General features: G+C 52.5%; 13 protein-coding genes. 9 read left to right on the top strand and 4 right to left on the bottom strand.

Going from position 1 to position 17,376, the window contains the following annotated elements; genetic code table 11:
- Positions 1-74: 74 nt before the first annotated feature.
- Both IVG45_RS03080 and IVG45_RS03085 read right to left on the bottom strand, forming a co-directional pair.
- Positions 75-722 (bottom strand): hypothetical protein, encoded by a 648-nt coding sequence (locus tag IVG45_RS03080; protein ID WP_196436433.1) that lies wholly within the window; start codon positions 720-722, stop codon positions 75-77.
- A 148-nt stretch (positions 723-870) separates the two neighbouring features.
- Positions 871-2,037 carry an aminotransferase class V-fold PLP-dependent enzyme gene (locus IVG45_RS03085; protein ID WP_196436434.1) on the bottom strand — a complete coding sequence of 389 codons (1,167 nt, stop codon included), beginning with the start codon at positions 2,035-2,037 and terminating at the stop codon, positions 871-873.
- 221 nt (positions 2,038-2,258) lie between these two features.
- Between IVG45_RS03085 and IVG45_RS03090 the strand changes: the two genes are divergently transcribed.
- From IVG45_RS03090 to IVG45_RS03130, 9 genes are all read left to right on the top strand, one after another.
- On the top strand, positions 2,259-3,212 hold the full coding sequence (locus IVG45_RS03090; RefSeq protein WP_196436435.1) for an HpcH/HpaI aldolase/citrate lyase family protein: 954 nt from the start codon (positions 2,259-2,261) through the stop codon (positions 3,210-3,212).
- A gap of 126 nt (positions 3,213-3,338) precedes the next feature.
- Positions 3,339-4,520 (top strand): malate--CoA ligase subunit beta, encoded by a 1,182-nt coding sequence (locus tag IVG45_RS03095; protein ID WP_196436436.1) that lies wholly within the window; start codon positions 3,339-3,341, stop codon positions 4,518-4,520.
- A 5-nt stretch (positions 4,521-4,525) separates the two neighbouring features.
- Entirely contained in the window at positions 4,526-5,413 is an 888-nt protein-coding gene (sucD, locus tag IVG45_RS03100; protein WP_196436437.1) for a succinate--CoA ligase subunit alpha, read from the top strand.
- A 94-nt stretch (positions 5,414-5,507) separates the two neighbouring features.
- Positions 5,508-9,737 carry a DEAD/DEAH box helicase gene (locus IVG45_RS03105; protein ID WP_196436438.1) on the top strand — a complete coding sequence of 1,410 codons (4,230 nt, stop codon included), beginning with the start codon at positions 5,508-5,510 and terminating at the stop codon, positions 9,735-9,737.
- Positions 9,738-10,193: 456 nt separating this feature from the next.
- On the top strand, positions 10,194-12,344 hold the full coding sequence (locus IVG45_RS03110) for an adenosylcobalamin-dependent ribonucleoside-diphosphate reductase (RefSeq protein WP_196436439.1): 2,151 nt from the start codon (positions 10,194-10,196) through the stop codon (positions 12,342-12,344).
- 111 nt (positions 12,345-12,455) lie between these two features.
- Positions 12,456-13,136, top strand: a complete 681-nt coding sequence (locus tag IVG45_RS03115; RefSeq protein WP_196436440.1) for a TSCPD domain-containing protein — start codon at positions 12,456-12,458, stop codon at positions 13,134-13,136.
- A gap of 107 nt (positions 13,137-13,243) precedes the next feature.
- Positions 13,244-14,092 carry a hypothetical protein gene (locus IVG45_RS03120; protein ID WP_196436441.1) on the top strand — a complete coding sequence of 283 codons (849 nt, stop codon included), beginning with the start codon at positions 13,244-13,246 and terminating at the stop codon, positions 14,090-14,092.
- Positions 14,093-15,031: 939 nt separating this feature from the next.
- Positions 15,032-15,238, top strand: a complete 207-nt coding sequence (locus tag IVG45_RS03125) for a DUF350 domain-containing protein (RefSeq protein WP_196436442.1) — start codon at positions 15,032-15,034, stop codon at positions 15,236-15,238.
- Positions 15,239-15,249: 11 nt separating this feature from the next.
- Positions 15,250-15,726, top strand: a complete 477-nt coding sequence (locus IVG45_RS03130; protein WP_196436443.1) for an NlpC/P60 family protein — start codon at positions 15,250-15,252, stop codon at positions 15,724-15,726.
- A gap of 327 nt (positions 15,727-16,053) precedes the next feature.
- On the opposite strand, the gene IVG45_RS03135 is transcribed toward IVG45_RS03130, so the two are convergent.
- Positions 16,054-16,680, bottom strand: coding sequence for a class I SAM-dependent methyltransferase (locus tag IVG45_RS03135; protein ID WP_196436444.1), 627 nt, complete (start codon positions 16,678-16,680; stop codon positions 16,054-16,056).
- Positions 16,681-16,810: 130 nt separating this feature from the next.
- The gene (locus IVG45_RS03140) at positions 16,811-17,251 is read right to left on the bottom strand and encodes a ProQ/FinO family protein (RefSeq protein WP_196436445.1); all 441 of its coding nucleotides are present in this window, start codon (positions 17,249-17,251) and stop codon (positions 16,811-16,813) included.
- Positions 17,252-17,376: the final 125 nt, after the last annotated feature.

Here is a 17,376-nt window from a genome sequence, read left to right on the forward strand (position 1 = left end):
GCATGAATGGATGTGCCGGAAACGCCACTATCATTGCGGCGCATGTTGTTTAACAAACTTGCCGTTGCCGTAGCCTACTGTTTTGCGTTACGAGCTTTACGAATCAAGCCGCTGCAAATCATCCCGAGGCCGGCAATCATTGACCATGCCGCGCCGGGCAATGGAACCGATGCAATGCTGAGATTAATGTTGTCAACCTGAGCATAGACCGAACTGAACAGAATTTTGTTCAGGTTTTTGAATGAATCATTGAAGTGTAGCGTTTCCAAGGTGTTGGTCGTGTCGTCCAGTAGGAACGACTGGTTGACGTAACCGCCCGCTTGGGGATAGCCGTATACGTTGAATTGCCTGCCGCTGGTAATCGTCCAGAATGAAGCGGCATCCATGCTTATCAGATCAAAAATGCCTCCATCCTCTCTTTCCAGCAGAAAAGCGCTGCCCTGATTCGTGATTACACCGGAATATAATCCAACGCTGCCGGTCCAATAGGTGCTTGAGGGCATGATGGCGTATAGGGTTCCACCGGCCAGTTGGAAAGAGGCGCCGGCCAGTGTGGTCAATTTGAAGCCGTCTTCGATATAAGGCTTTCCGACGGAAATAATGTCGTTGGTGGGGTGCTGCGGTATGGCATTGAAATCGATCGTTGTTATTCGTGATGCGTTTGCTGAATTTGTAAGGCAGCAAAACAATAACGGCGTAATGCTAACAAGCTTTTTTTTCATTCGATATCCTCTAATTAACGTCAAACTGGCATTAAACGCAGTCTAACGAAGCTAACTAGGTGTTGAAATGGCACTAAAGGGTAATTTATAGCGCAATGCATAAGAAAAAGGCGCCTTGCGACGCCTTGTATTCCAAGCTATCAGCTTATTATTTTGCGGTAGAGCGATAATATTCGACCGCGGCACCGACGCCACTGCCCGGTTTGATGTCTATGCCGCTGTCCAGCAGGGCCATTTCCACGCCGGCAATCGCGCCCAGCAGGGATACGTCGTTCATGTCGCCCATGTGGCCAATGCGGAATACCTTGCCGGCCACTTCGCTTAAGCCGCCGCCCAAGGAGATTTGGTATTTGTTGTAAGCATTGCTGATTACGTCGCGGGCGTCCTTGTCGGCCGGTACCACGACAGCAGTCACGGTGTCGGACTCGAAACCGGGTTGGGCGCAGATGGTCAGGCCCCAAGCGGCAACGGCGCGGCGCACGCCTTCGCCCAAGCGGTGGTGGCGCGCATAGACGTTTTCGATGCCTTCGTCCAACAGAATTTCCAGGGATTTGCGCAGGCCGTGCAGCATCGGTGTGGAAGGCGTGTAGGGGGTATAACCGTCCTTGTTGGAAGCCGCCATGTCTTTCAGCGAGAAGAACGAGCGCGGGAAGTTGCTGCTGTCGATCGCGGCCAGGGCTTTTTGGCTGAAGCCCAGAATCGCGGCGCCGGCCGGCAGCATGAAGCCTTTTTGCGAACCGCTGATCGCGCCGTCCACGCCCCATTCGTCCATTTTGAATTCGAGGCTGGCAATCGAACTGACGCCGTCGACGAACAACAGGGCAGGGTGGCCGGCCGCATCCATGGCTTTGCGAACGCCGTGAATGTCGCTGGTAACGCCGGTCGAAGTTTCGTTATGGGTCGCCAGTACGGCTTTGATTTCGTGGTTTTTATCTTGTTTCAGGCGCGCTTCCAGATGATCCAAGGGAATGCCCTTGCCCCATTCGACTTGGTGAATTTCGACGTCGAAACCCAATTTTTTAGAAGCTTCCGCCCACAGGTGGCCGAATTGGCCGAAACGGTAAATCAAAACCTTGTCGCCCATATTCAGGCAGTTGGTCATCGCCACTTCCCAGCCGGCGGTGCCGGTAGCGGGGAAAACGAAGCATTGGCCGGCTTCGGTGCGAAACACTTTTTTCAGGTCTTCCAAAATGGGTTTGAGCAGATTAGGGAAAATCGGTGAACGGTGATCTTCCATGGGTACGTGCATCGCACTCAGAATTTCATGTGGGGTATTGGTTGGACCTGGAACAAAAAGGTGATTGCGACCCGCCATCTGGTTTCTCCTTGGATTGTATAAAGCTGCTAAAAATCGCCGGATGGTGTCATATTTGCCGAATTTGGGCAAGTCGTTTGCATCGAATCGGCTTCAATATCAGCGGTTTCAGTGGCTTGCATCATTGACATTACCTGCTCTGAAAGTAAAATGGCGGGTTATCCGTTTTAGCCTGGGCCGGGGAATGTCTCCGGTCGATTACCAACAATAGGAATATATTCATGAGTCACACCCTTTACGAAGCTAACGCTCAACGCGTGCAACGTTGCGAATTGGCGGTGCCGGGTTCCAGTCCGGAAATGTTCGAGAAAGCCCTGAAAAGCGGTGTGGACTTCGTGTTTCTGGACTTGGAAGACGCGGTGGCGCCCGACGACAAATTGCAGGCGCGGAAAAATGTGATTCAAGCCATTAACGATCTGGACTGGAAAGGTCACGGCATTACCTTGTCCGTGCGTATCAACGGCCTGGACACCCAGTACATGGTGCGCGACGTGGTCGATTTGGTCGAACAAGCAGGCGCTAAAATCGATACGCTGTTAATTCCAAAAGTCGGCGTCTACGGCGACGTCTACATGGTCGATGCGATGTTGACCCAGCTGGAAATGCAGCAAGGCCTGAAAAACAAAATCGGCATCGAATGCCTGATCGAAACCGCGCTGGGCATGGCTAATGTCGAAGACATCGCCAAACAAGGCGCCATCGGCGGCCGGGTGGAAGCGCTGCATTTTGGCGTTGCCGATTATGCCGCCAGCAACCGGGCCCGTACCGTCAACATCGGTGGTCTGAATCCCGATTATCCCGGCGACCAATGGCATGCGGCGATCAGCCGGATGACCGTGGCCTGCCGTGCTTACGGCCTGCGTCCCATCGACGGCCCATTCGGCGACATCAAGGATCCGGAAGGCTATAAAGCCGGCGCGCGCCGTGCCGCTGCTTTGGGCTGCGAAGGCAAATGGGCGATTCATCCCTCGCAAATCGCATTGGCCAACGAAGTGTTCACCCCGCCGGCCGCCGAAGTCGAAAAAGCCAAACGCATATTGGCCGCGTTGCAGGAAGCCGCCGCCCAAGGTAAAGGCGCCGCCGCGCTGGACGGCCGCTTGATCGATGCCGCTTCCGAACGGATGGCGAACAACATTGTTCGCGCCGCCGAAGCGATTGCCGCGAAAACGAAATAATTCAAATCATGTAGGTTGGGTTAGCCCTGAGCGGTTGCAGCGGGGAGTAACCCAACACGAAGGCTTTAAATGTTGGGTTACGCTTCACTAACCCAACCTACATTTTCTAATATCACGAGAGATACCATGGACATTCATGAGTACCAAGCAAAGCAGTTGCTGGCCGAATATGGCGTCAAAATAGCCGAAGGTGGTCTGGCTTATAGTCCGGAAGATGCCGTACAACGCTCGCGCGAAATCGGCGGCCACGTCTGGGTGGTCAAGGCCCAGATTCATTCCGGCGCCCGCGGCAAGGCCGGCGGCATCAAAATCTGCAAAACCCACGATGAAGTCAGTGCCGCCGCCGATGCGCTGCTTGGAAAGCGCCTGGTCACTCATCAGACCGGTCCCTCCGGTAAACAATGCCTGCGACTGTATGTCGAGGCCGGTACCGATATTGCCAAGGAGCTATATTTCAGCTTGTTGGTCGATCGTGCGCGCGAATGTATCGTCATGGTCGGTTCGGCCCAAGGCGGCATGGAAATCGAGGAACTGGCGGATACCAATCCCGATGCGATCAAAAAAATCTACATCGAACCCGCCGTCGGCTTGCAAGACTTCCAGGCTCGGGAAATGGCATTTGCGTTGGGAATCGAGCCGGATCAAATTCAGCACGCGGTAAAACTGATCCAAGGTTGCTACCGCGCCATGCGCGACCTGGACGCCAACATGATCGAGATCAACCCATTGGTGATTACCGGTCATGGCGAATTGATTGCATTGGACGCCAAAATGGGCTTCGACGACAACGCCTTGTTCCGCCGCCAAAAAATTTCCGAACTGCGCGACAAAACCCAGGAAGACCCACGCGAAATGGCTGCGGCCGATAGAGGCTTGAGCTACGTCGGCCTGGACGGCGATATCGGCTGCATGATCAACGGCGCCGGTCTGGCAATGGCGACCATGGACATGATCAAACTGGCGGGCGGCGAGCCGGCCAACTTTTTGGACGTTGGCGGCGGGGCTTCGGCGGAACGCACCGAAAAAGCCTTCCGCATGGTATTGCAGGACAAAAACGTCAAGGCCATGCTGGTCAACATCTTTGCCGGTATCAACCGCTGCGACTGGATCGCCGAGGGCGTCGTGCAAGCGGTCAAGAACATCGACATGAAAGTGCCGCTGGTGGTGCGCCTGTCCGGCACCAATGTCGAGCAGGGCCGTAAAATCATCGAAGACAGCGGTCTGCCCATCATCACCGCCGACACCTTGGCGGAAGCCGCCGAGAAAGCGGTACAGGCCCGTAACGAAGTCGTCGCTAGACAAGGTTAATCAACATGTCAATTTTCATCGATAAATCCACTCGCATCATCGTTCAAGGCTTTACCGGCAAGATCGGCACCTTTCATGCCCAGGACATGATTAACTACGGTTCCAATGTGGTCGGCGGCATCACGCCGGGCAAGGGCGGCCAGAAACATCTGGACCGGCCGGTGTTCAACACCGTCAAGGAAGCCGTCGAACAAGCCGGCGCCGAAGCCAGCATCGTCTTTGTGCCGCCCGCTTACGCGGCCGACTCGATCATGGAAGCCGCCGAAGCGGGCATCAAATACTGTGTCTGCATCACAGACGGCATCCCGACCCAGGACATGATGAAGGTCAAAATCTTCCTGAGCCGTTTCCCGAAAGAAAAACGCATGGTGCTGACCGGCCCCAACTGTGCCGGCACCATCAGTCCCGGCAAAGCCATGCTGGGCATCATGCCGGGCCACATTTACATTCCGGGTAACGTTGGCATCGTCGGCCGTTCCGGCACCTTGGGCTATGAAGCCGCCGACCAGATGAAAAGACTAGGTATCGGCGTCTCGACTTCGGTCGGCATCGGCGGCGACCCGATCAACGGCAGTTCGCACCGCGACATTCTGGAAAAATTCGAACAAGATCCTGAAACCAAGGTGGTAGTGATGATAGGCGAGATCGGCGGCCCGCAAGAAGTGGAAGCCGGCATCTTCGCCAATCAACACATGAGCAAACCGTTGGTAGCCTACATCGCCGGCCTCACCGCACCGAAAGGCCGCCGCATGGGCCATGCCGGCGCGATTATTTCCTCGGTCGGCGAGTCGGCGGCGGAAAAAGTCGAAATGCTGAAAGACTTGGGTGTCACCATCGCGCCAACCCCGGCGGCGATGGGCGAAACCGTGGCCAAGGTGTTGGCCAAGCTGTAATCCGGCTTTATCGCTAGTGTAAAGCCCGCTTCATGCGGGCTTTTTTATTGGAGCGATCAATCCGCTCAACTGTTTCAATTTGAGTTCTCACTTTATGCACGCACCGCAACGAACCAAACTGTTGAATGCCTATCGGGCATTGCCGGCGGATTTGCAAACCATTGTCAATCTGCTGGCGGTTTATTACGGTTATTGTTCATTGACCAATATCGCTAAGTGTCTGGCTGGTTTGGGCATCAAGGAAGGCAACCGGGTGTTGAAGTCCGAGACGGTCAAGGCCCGGCTGAGACCCTTGATTGCACAAGGTTTGTTGGAAGATAACACCCGGCCTGGCGGCACCCGTTGCGCGCGGGCCTTGGTCGAGACCATTACCCGCCAATTGATTACGGATCAGGAATTCGAGCTCTACGTGGCCGAGGTTTTGGCTTTGAATCCGCCGGGAAGAAGCTATTACCGTTATAACACCGCGGATGACTGTATTCGCGAGGCCCGCATTTATTTTCTCAGAGGCGATTACCCGCAAATGCAGACCTGTCTGGATATGGGGCAGCGCTATCCGGGCAATCTACCCAGCCATTTGGATTTGTATTTATCCTGGTTTTTAAATCCGTTGGATATCGATTGGTTCCGGAAAAGGCATCCGTTGATTTTGCGCGAAATGGCCGGCTATGCTTGTTTGCATCAGTTGATTTATCTCTACCGGCAGCCTGAGCTGGATGCCTTTTTTGAACAACAGTTGGAAGACAGCGAGGGCCGGGACGATCCGGTTTTCAGCCGCTTGTTCCTGGAATTGAAATTGTTGCGTGGCGAATGGGACGCAGTGTCGGCCTTGGTTGCCGGAACGGATGAGCCCGAATTGCTGGCCATCGCCGCCATGCTGATATTTTTGCGCGGCGGTTATGCCGAAGCGGTCAGCCATTATGACAAGGCGTTGACCTTGCTCAGAAAACACGGCAACCAACGCAATGCCTATTTTTATGGTCTGGCCGGCGTGTTTTACCCGTTGGCTATCATCAAATCCAACGATGCCAAATCGCGCGCAAAGCTGAACACACTGTTGACGCAGGCGGCCAAGGGCAACAGCTACTGGAGCAGTGTTTATCAGCATTTGGCACTGTTTCAGCAATTTCTGCAAGGCGATTTGTCGGTGCGCGAGCAATTGTTATTCAAATCGGCGGCCTCGAGTTTCCGGGTTTGTAGCGGATTCAGAGAGAGCGGCGCCCCGGATAGCGCCGTTCACATGCCGTTGTTGCAACCGGTTTTGTTGCTGTTGATCAAGTTTTGGGTCAAGGCCGATTTTGCCACCAGCGTCGAAGCGGTCGATCAGCAGCTCTATACCCATTTGAACAATAACGGTTACCGCTGGCCGGCGGCCGAGTTGGCAAAAATATTCAGCAGCCTGCAGTTCGTCAAGTCGAACCAATGGGATCGCGGCTTTTTTGATGAAGGCCATACGGCGTTGGCGGACCTGTTCGTCAGTCGCGCCGATTGGGAAGTGGCGCTGGATGCCTTGTTGAATCTGCCGGCCGGCGAAAAAAAAACCGAAAGCACCGCCCAAGCCGAAAAACCGACCAGACTGGCCTGGCTGTTGAGTTTTAAGGATACTCACGATGGCATCAAGGTCGAACCGCGCGAACAAAAACAGCAAGCCAAGGGCGGCTGGAGCAAGGGCAGGGCGATAGCTTTAAAACGGTTGGCCCAGGAACGGGACAGCTTCGATTACCTGAGCGTTCAGGATTTGAAACTGTGCTCCCACATCAAGGAATACCGCGATAGCGGCTGGTACGGCAGCGGAACCTTTTTCGAATTCGACGTCGGCACGCCGCAGGCTCTGATCGGCCATCCTTTATTGTTCTGGGCCGATGCGCCTGAGGTGCGGGTCGAGGTGGTCAAGGGCGAAGCCGAGTTGCGGGTCAAAAAACAGGACAATGGCGCCAACATCAAAATCAGCTTGGAGCCGGCGCCTACCTACGAACAAAAATTTCACATCGTCAAGGAAACTCCGACCCGATTGCGGATAGTGGAGTTTAACGCCGACCATCACAAGATTTACGCCGTACTCGGCCCGAAAGGCTTGGAGGTGCCCGCCTCGGCCCAGGAACGGGTCCTACAGACCTTGACCAGCATCTCCGGACTGTTGACCGTGCATTCGGATATCGGCGGCAGTTCCAGCACGGCGGAACAGGTTGAAGCCGATGCCACGCCGCGCATCCATCTGCTGCCGCACGGCGAAGGCTTGCGGGTGGCGCTGTTGGTGCGGCCCTTTTCCGATGGCGGGGCTTATTTTCAGCCCGGCCAGGGCGGCGAGAGCGTGCTGGCCGAGATCGACGCTAAGCGCCTGCAAACTCAACGCGATTTGAATCGGGAGAAGATACTGTCGGCGGCCGTGATTGAGGCCTGTCCGGCTCTGGGAGAGGCGGAGCGCGACGGCGCCGGAGACTGGCTGCTGGAGCATCCCGAAGCTTGCCTGGAGTTTTTACTGCAGGCCCAATCCCTGCCCGAAGGGCAGGCTTTGCTGGAATGGCCGGAGGGCGTGCGTTTTAAACTGTTGGGGCAAACTAACGGCAGTGGTTTTAGCGTGCAAGTCAAACGCGACAATGATTGGTTTGCCTTGCAGGGCGAGTTGAAAGTCAACGACGATACCGTGATCGACATGCAGCAACTGCTGGGCTTGTTGGATAGCCGCCAGGGCCGTTTTTTGCAAATGAAGGACGGCCAGTTCATCGCCTTGACCGACGAATTCCGCCGCCGGCTGGATGAGTTAAAAGCCTATGCCGACCTCAGCGGCAAGAAGGTTCGTCTGAATCCGTTGGCGGCATTGACCCTGGAAGACTGGCAGGACGAAGCCGGCTTCAAGGCCGACAAATATTGGCGGATGCATATGCAGCGCCTGAAGGCCGCCCGCGATTATCAGCCGCAACTGCCGTCGACCTTTCAGGCCGAATTGCGCGATTATCAGCTGGATGGCTACAACTGGCTGGCGCGGTTGGCGCAGTGGGGCGTCGGCGCCTGCCTGGCCGACGACATGGGCCTTGGCAAAACCGTGCAAGGCTTGGCCTTGTTGGTCGAACGGGCGCCCGGCGGCCCTAGCCTGATCGTGGCGCCGACCTCGGTTTGCGCCAATTGGGAAAACGAAGCCAACCGTTTTGCTCCGACCTTGAATCCCATCGTGCTCGGTAGCGGCGATCGCCAGCGTTTGTTGGATAATCTCGGGGCTTACGACTTGCTGATCTGCAGCTACGGCTTGCTGCAGCAGGAACAACTGGCCGAGATGTTGGCCAACATCAACTTTCAGACCGTGATTCTGGACGAGGCGCAATGGATCAAAAACATCGCTACTCGCCGTTCGCAAGGAGCGATGAATTTGCAAGCCGGTTTCAAGGTGATCATGACCGGCACGCCGCTGGAAAATCATCTAGGCGAATTGTGGAACCTGTTCCGCTTTATCAATCCCGGATTGCTGGGGTCGTTGGAGCAATTCAATCGCCGTTTCGCAGGTCCCATCGAACGCGATCGCAGTGCGGAGGCCCGTTTTCAGCTGAAAAAATTGATTCAGCCTTTTATTTTGCGCCGGACCAAGACCCAGGTATTGCGGGAATTGCCGCCGCGTACCGAGATTCCGATTTACGTCGAACTCAGTCAGGAAGAAACCGCGTTTTACGAAGCCTTGCGCCGCGAAAGCTTGGCGATGTTGACTTCCAGCGACGGTCCGCCCGGACAAAAGCATCTGCAAATCCTGGCGGCCATCACCAAACTGCGCCGTAGCTGTTGTAACACTCGGCTGGCGAACGCCGACATTGCGCTGCCCAGCAGCAAGCTGGCCGCCTTCGGCGAAATCGTCGATGAGTTGCTGGATAACAAGCACAAGGCACTGGTGTTCAGCCAGTTCGTCGATCATTTGCAATTGATCAAGGACTATATCGAGCAGCGCGGGATTGCTTATCAATACCTGGACGGCTCTACGCCGGCCAAGGAAAGACAGTTGCGGGTCGATGCCTTTCAGCGCGGCGAGGGCGAGTTGTTTCTGATCAGCCTGAAAGCCGGCGGCGTCGGCTTGAATCTGACGGCGGCCGATTACGTGATACACATGGACCCGTGGTGGAATCCGGCGGTGGAGGATCAAGCCTCCGACCGAGCCCATCGCATGGGCCAACAGCGGCCAGTGACCATCTACCGGATGATCGCCAAGCAGACTATCGAGGAAAAGATTGTCGCCCTGCACGGCCATAAACGCGATCTGGCCGACAGCTTGCTCGACGGCGCCGACCTCAGCGGCAAAATGTCGGCGGACGATTTGTTGGGACTGATGAAAGGGGATTCGTAACACCTCTCTATTTGAAATAACTTCCCCTCTTTGAGAAATCTCCCCCGACCCCTCTTTGTCAAAGAGGGGTGAATAATTCCGTGATGCCGTATCGGCAAAATTTCGGCAAGTTATTGATGGCCATTTCCTAAATCATAGGCATCTAAGGTGTAAGTCAGGCGGAGACGGAGTGCTTCCGGATGATCGGTTATCTTGGTTGGTATCGGGCTCAAATTAAAATCTAGCGCTAACTCATTGAACTACAAAAACAACCCTCCCGTTAGTTTTTTTAGTGCAAAAAATACCGATAAAAACACAATATGTTGTGTTAATATTTATCCATAGGCACTATATGCGGTATTTAAAGCCGCCTGAGTGTTTTCCGCTTCAAATCGATTGCACATCAATGTCTTAGGCGATTTTTGCCCGTCAGCGCCGCAATCGAACCGTACAACCATCCAGACAAGGAACCGACGAATGACTGCAAAACTCCATGTTGTGACGCCAAACAATGCCGACATCCCGCTGCAAAGCGCCTCGCTGGACATCTGGGACAGCAAGTACCGTTTAAAAACCAAGGACGGCAAAGCCATAGACGCCAACATCGACGAAACCTACAAGCGTGTCGCCAAGGCGTTATCCAGCGTCGAAAAGACCAAGGCCCTGCAGGACCAGCAATACAAGGATTTCCTCTGGGCGCTACGCAAGGGCGCGATACCGGCTGGCCGCATCGTTTCCAATGCCGGCGCACTGGAGCATAAGCCCGCCACCTCCACCATCAACTGCACCGTGTCCGGCATCATCGAAGATTCGATGGACGATATTCTGGCCAAGGTGCACGAAGCGGGGCTGACTTTGAAGGCCGGCTGCGGCATCGGCTACGAATTCTCTACTTTGCGGCCGCGCGATGCTTATGTGTCCGGGGCCGGCGCCTATACCTCCGGGCCGCTGTCGTTCATGGATATTTACGACAAGATGTGTTTCACGGTGTCGTCGGCCGGCGGCCGACGTGGCGCGCAGATGGCGACTTTCGACGTGGCGCATCCGGACGTGGTGGACTTCATCCGCGCCAAGCGCGAAGACGGCCGTTTGCGCCAGTTCAATCTGTCGTTGCTGATTACCAGCGAATTCGTCGAAGCCGTTAAAAACGACAGTCAATGGTATCTGTCCTTCCCGGTCACCGAGCGCGAAGCCACTGTCGACAAACTGGATCTGACCGACACCGGCAAAATCGTCTGGCGGGATCTGCCCAACAAGAAAGGCTATGTGGTCAACGAGGCCGGCCTGGTCGCCTGCCGCATCACCAAGGAAATGCGGGCTCGGCGTTTGTGGGACATCATCATGTCCTCGACCTACGATTACGCCGAGCCAGGCTTCATCCTGATCGACAAGGTCAACGAGATGAACAACAACTGGTTCTGCGAGCACATCCGCGCCACCAACCCTTGCGGCGAACAGCCGCTGCCGCCCTACGGCAGTTGCTTGCTGGGCTCTATCAACCTGACCCGCTTCGTCGAAAAACCCTTCGGCGAGGAAGCCACTTTCGATTGGGAAGCCTACCGCAAAACCATCCGCATCTTTACCCGCATGCTGGATAACGTCGTCGAGATCAACGGCCTGCCGCTGGAAAAACAACGCGATGAAATCACCGGTAAACGCCGCCACGGCATGGGTTATCTGGGCCTGGGCTCGACCATCACCATGCTGGGCATGAAATATGGCAATGAAGAATCGCTGGCGTTCACCGAACAAGTCACCAAGGAACTGGCGTTGGAAGGCTGGAAAGCCGGCCTGGAACTGGCCAAGGAAAAAGGCCCGGCGCCGATCATGGAACAGCTGTTTACCGTGACCGGCGAAATGCTGCACAAGCGTCCGGAAATGAAAGCCGACGGCTACAAACTCGGCGACCAAGTGCCGGGCAGGGTGTTGCACGCCAAATACAGCCGTTACATGCAGAAAGTCGCACAAGAATTGCCGGAACTGGTGGACGAGTTGGCCGAAGTCGGTTGCCGTTTTACCCACCATAGCTCGATCGCGCCGACCGGCACCATCTCGCTGTCCCTGGCCAACAACGCCAGCAACGGCATCGAGCCCAGCTTTGCCCACCACTATTCGCGCAACGTGATCCGCGAAGGTAAAAAGTCCAAGGAAAAAATCGACGTGTTCTCGTTCGAACTGTTGGCCTATCGCCATCTGGTCAATCCGGAAGCGATGCCGTACAGCGAGAATCCCGACCAGCAATTGCCGGAGTACTTCATCTCCGCCGACGAAGTCACGCCCAAGCAGCACGTCGACATCCAGGCCGCCGCGCAAAGATGGATAGATTCCTCCATCTCCAAGACCGCCAACGTGCCGACCGACTATCCCTACGAAGACTTCAAGTCCATCTACGAATACGCCTACGACCAGGGCCTGAAAGGCTGCACCACCTTCCGCTTCAACCCGGAAGTGTTCCAGGGCGTATTGGTCAAGGAATCCGATCTGGAAAACACCACCTACCAATTCACGCTGGAGGACGGCCATGTGGTGGAATTCAAGGGTAACGAGGAAGTGGAATACGACGGCGAAACCCACACCGCCGCCAATTTGTTCGACGCCTTGAAGGAAGGCTATTACGGCAAGTTTTGATGCTCGAAAACGTAGGTTGGGTTAGGCGCTAGCCGTAACCCGACATTTGGCCTTGATGAGTGTTGGGTTACGCTATCGCTAACCCAACCTACACAGAATATGAGATACCCCATGACCCTACACAAAATCAACAAAAAAATCGTCGGCTACAAAGTGCTAGCCAAAGAAAACGCCGAAACCGCGCAACCGGAAGCGGAACAACCATCGCTGGAATCGATGAATGAAAATCTGGCCCGCCCGGAAGTCCTGCTGGGTTCGACTTACAAGATCAAGACGCCCCAGTCCGAGCATGCCTTGTACATCACCATCAACGACATCATCCTCAACCAGGATACGCCTCACGAAGAGCGCCGGCCCTACGAAATCTTCATCAATTCCAAGAATATGGAACACTTCCAGTGGGTGCTGGCGCTGACCCGGCTGATTTCGGCGGTATTCCGCAAGGGCGGCGACGCCACCTTTTTGGTGGAAGAAATGAAGGCGGTGTTCGACCCTCACGGCGGTTATTTCAAGAAAGGCGGGGTGTTCATGCCGTCCCTGGTGGCCGAGATCGGCCATGCCATCGAATCGCACATGAAACACATCGGCATGATCAAGCCGGAAAAGCTCAGCGACCATCACCAGCAGTTATTGGACGAAAAACGCCGAGAATTCGAAGCCCTGCATGGCGAGTCGGAAGGACAGGCGTTTCCGGAGCAAGCGGTGTTGTGCAACAAGTGTTCGACCAAGGCGATGGTGTTGATGGATGGGTGCATGACTTGTTTGAATTGTGGGGAATCCAAATGTGGGTGATGTAGGGCGGAAAAGCGTAGCGCCTTCCGCCGGATGGCATTTAAACAATTGGAGCATGACGCTATCGCTTATGTGCCCTTCGGGCCTAATCAATAATCTGAAATCATATGGAAGAAATAATAAATTCTTTGACTAATGTCGGGGTTGGGACGGGGCTTGCGGTATTAGGATCTAAAGAAATACTTGAAAAATTGCTAGGACCTTCTGCCGATTACATTGGCAATGAAACTAAAAATCTCATCGCCAAATGTAATATCAACTTAGACAATATTTTCAGCATGGCAAAGAAAAAGACTGGATCTCAACTGGACGACGGGAGTTCTGTTAATCCCAGAGTTCTTAAACACATAATTGATGAAGGGCGGTTTTGTGAAGATGAATTAACTGCCGAATACTATGGCGGCATTCTTGCATCTTCTCGATCAAACAACAAACGTGATGACCGTGCTGTTGCTATGTTGGCGATGGTAAAAGACCTTTCTGTTTATCAACTTCGCTTTCACTACATTTTTTACTCTATTATAAATAAAAAATTTCGAGGTCAAGACTTGAATCTTGGCCTCAGCAATGATTGCAATGTGACGATGAAAGTATTTATTCCGTGGGAAGTATTTTACGGGGCTATGGCATTCGACGAAACCGAAGACTTTGACTCAATTCTTTCGCATACCTTAAATGGATTGGATAAACATGGTTTAATTGCTCTAAAGGCATATGGGAGCGCTGAATTTCTTCATAAACAACATGGCCCAAGGTTACAGGCACATAATGGAGGAATGCTACTCTCACCAACTCTAGTAGGTGCTGAACTTTTCCTTTGGGCGGTCGGTCTTTCAGGAGCTTCGGGAAGAGAACTATTGCGGGTAGATGTTACTGATGAAATTGAAGGATTGGTGATTCCTGATGGAGCTAAGACTATTGCTGAAGCCTGTGCTTTACCTTCTGTAAAGCCGTAGGTTCGATTAGCGTCAGCGTAATCGGACGCATGTTTTCCCACTCGCTACGTGGGAACGTCGGACTTGCCCGCGCTGCGGGCTTAATCGCCACAACGCGGCTTACTCTGGGTGCCCTTATTCCCTATGCCGTAAATCGGAGCGGCAATATTGGTGGCATTAAGTTTATTTCATCGTTCCCACGTTCCAACGAGGGAATGCCGTCCCAGACGCTCTGCGTCGTCTTGAAACAATGATTCGCTATCGCGAGGCTTGATTTAATACCGGTTCGCGGACCGGCAACCGCGATACTTTTCTTTGCTTGTCCAAAGAAAAGTATCCAAAAGAAAAGACACCCGAACGCCGCTTGTTTCCTGCGCTCCTCGCTTTTGCCGAGGGTTTTCGGAAGGGCTGTCCTAGCCCTCCGAAAACGAGCGGCATCCCTGCCGCTCCCCTTCGGGCTGATCTCGCCAAAAGCTCCGGTGCTCGGCGCGGCATACGGGACTAACCCCGTTTGACTGGTAACCAAGCTGGAGCTTTCAAGACGTGGTTCCCAAACTGGAGTTTGGGAACCAGTTATGTAGGCCGGAGTAAGCATAAGCGTTTCCGGCAAGCATGAACTCGCCAGAAACGCCTACCCACATGCCAATGCCCATGCCCATAGAATGCCTATCTCCCAGGCTAACAAGATGTGTCTTAAAACAATAGCCTTGGATTTTTTCAAGGCAAGCTGTCTTCAATTTTGCTTAAAAACCATTGGCTAGAGTTAGTAACTTGCCGCCACAACTGACTCCACTTCTCCAGGTTTGATCAAGGGGCTGGAAGTGCATTCGATACTTTATCAATCGATGATAGCGACTTCATTTTATTATCGCTGTAGATAAGCGCTGTTGATACCTCACTGTTTAGCGCGTAGCATTGTATTTTTAGCGAGTTTATAACATCCATTTCTTAGGAGTGCATATGGACATATTGTATTATGTAATATCGATTATTGCTTCACTAGCTTTAGGGCTGTTGGGTTTTATTTTGAGCTACAAAATTTTTGATCGTGTTATCTATCGGATGAACTTTGGAGAAGAATTAAAGTCTGGTAATTTGGCCGTAGGTATTTTTCTTGCCGGCTTATTTATCGGATTAGGGCTTGTAGTGGGTAACGCTATTCAATAATAGTAATAGTCATGTCTCTTAAAGCAAGTTTGGTAACGATCCTTTTCATAGGATGTTTCTATCTTAATCTTACCGGTAATGCAACGGCTGCTTCCAAAGATATTTATCAAAAAATTGAAGAAACGATTCCTCTCTATTTGAATAAACCATATAAGCTATACAGAGAGGGGCCGAAAAGATTCGATTGCTCTGGCTTTGTGTGGCGGGTGCTATATGAAAGCGGAGTTCCCGTTCAAAGGACAAGTTGTAGAAAGTTATATCTCATGTTGAGTCCTACAACTGAAACTGAAAGGTTTCATTTTGCCAATATAATTTTTTTTAGGAATTTAAAGCATTGTGGAATTATCAGGGACAGTGATTCGTTCTATCATGCTTCTAGGCTCCTTGGAACAGCGGTCTCGACTTTGAATGGTTATTGGAGAACTAAGGTTTTTGGAATCAAACAGCCTTTTTTAAAAGCGAAAAAATACTATTTCAGTAAAGAATAAAGATGACGGCCTTCAGTTTAGGGTGCTACTGAGCAGGTCGAATACATGTATGCATTGCCACTCCTCAACCAATCAAGAATCTTCTATAGCATAAACAAACAGGCGGCTATCAACTCAACTGCTGTCGCTGAAGCATATAACGTGGCGGTCCGCTTCTGGCCGTCACTTGCTCATGATCGCGTTAAAGTTTTACAAATCTGAATGGCCCGTATGGAGATTGACTTTTTGAAAATGAGGGGAAATAGGTTTCGGACAAAAATATCAAGTGTCCAGCATAAGTTGTTTCATGAGAAATGACAGCTATTTCATGATGAGAATTAGTGAGTCTCAACGTAGTTTCATAGCCAGAATTGCTAACCAGGGTTGCTCGTTTAGAGGTTTACCTTCAGGACGGAAATAAAAATCGAGTATTTCAAAGCCCGCTCTCGCTAGAAATAGTTCGCTGGTGTCGATTTGCATGTAATGGCCATATCTTTGTCCAGACCAGCCTTCGCCTTCGCCGCGCGGGTTAGATATAAATAAAATACCACCCTCTCTCAAGGTCGAGTGCAAGTCATCCAGTACGCTCGGCAGTGCCTGGCTGGGAACATGAAACAAAGACGCGTTCGCAAAGATGCCATCGAACGCATTGCGGGGCAAATCCAAATTAAGAAAGGTTTGATGCAGAATCTGACACCCCGTATAGGCCCGAGCCATACCGCAAAATACTTCGCTGCCATCCAGACCTATAGGCCGGTGACCCAATGCCTTGAAATAACTGACATCTCTCCCTGGTCCACAACCCAGATCTAAAATATCCAGTTTTTTATCCTTTGGAAACGGCCGTAGAAAAGCCGCATAGTTTTGCGTGACATCGTGATCTTTTGTGCCAGCCCAATAGGATTCAGCATTCAGATTGTAATGCTTCAGAGTAACCGTTTCGATCTCTTGCAATTGTTCAGTGCGATTTTCCATATAGGCCCAGTTTTGTTTGAAATGTGGATGCCTGTATACAAACAGCGCTAAAATCCAACGTCAACTATTTTGATCGGTCGGGGTAATTGGCACCGAACTTATTGAGGCTACATGCTCTCAGTTGGCACAGTTACGACTTCGGCTTTGTCCGCCGCCCATCTTTCAATTTCCTTGCCCGATCCGCATCAGCTTTCGTCACCTGGCCCGCTGTGTTTCCGTTCAGATCAACCCTGACGGTATCTTCTACAAGGCATTCCCAGTAACGATTACCCCAGCACCAAGCTTTAATCGCCGCGCGTAAGTCATTTTTATTGATCTCCAGCCGGTCGGCTTGCTCAAGTATATCGTTGTGGATACCAATTTTAAGAGGTACTTTGGAGTCAGGTTTTTTAGGGAAAGCCAGGGGAAAGGTTTTCTGAAGCAACCCGATAATAGGTAATAGCGGATCGACTTTAGCGGTCTTCTTTGCAGGTGTTCCATCAACTGGTTTCTTTTGGTTTTTTAATAACTTCTCAGCTGCCGCTTGTTGTGCAAGTTTATCTCTGAGGGATGCAAGTTGTTCAAAGCCCATTAATTATTTGTAAATGTAATCAGCGTAAAAAGAGATTGTACACCGAGAAACATTAGGGTCATCCAGCCCAACTGAATTGGCAATTGCCGATTACTGCATATTTCACCTCAAATCAGTCTCCCATT

The sequence above is a fragment of the Methylomonas sp. LL1 genome, assembly GCF_015711015.1.
GTDB lineage: Bacteria > Pseudomonadota > Gammaproteobacteria > Methylococcales > Methylomonadaceae > Methylomonas.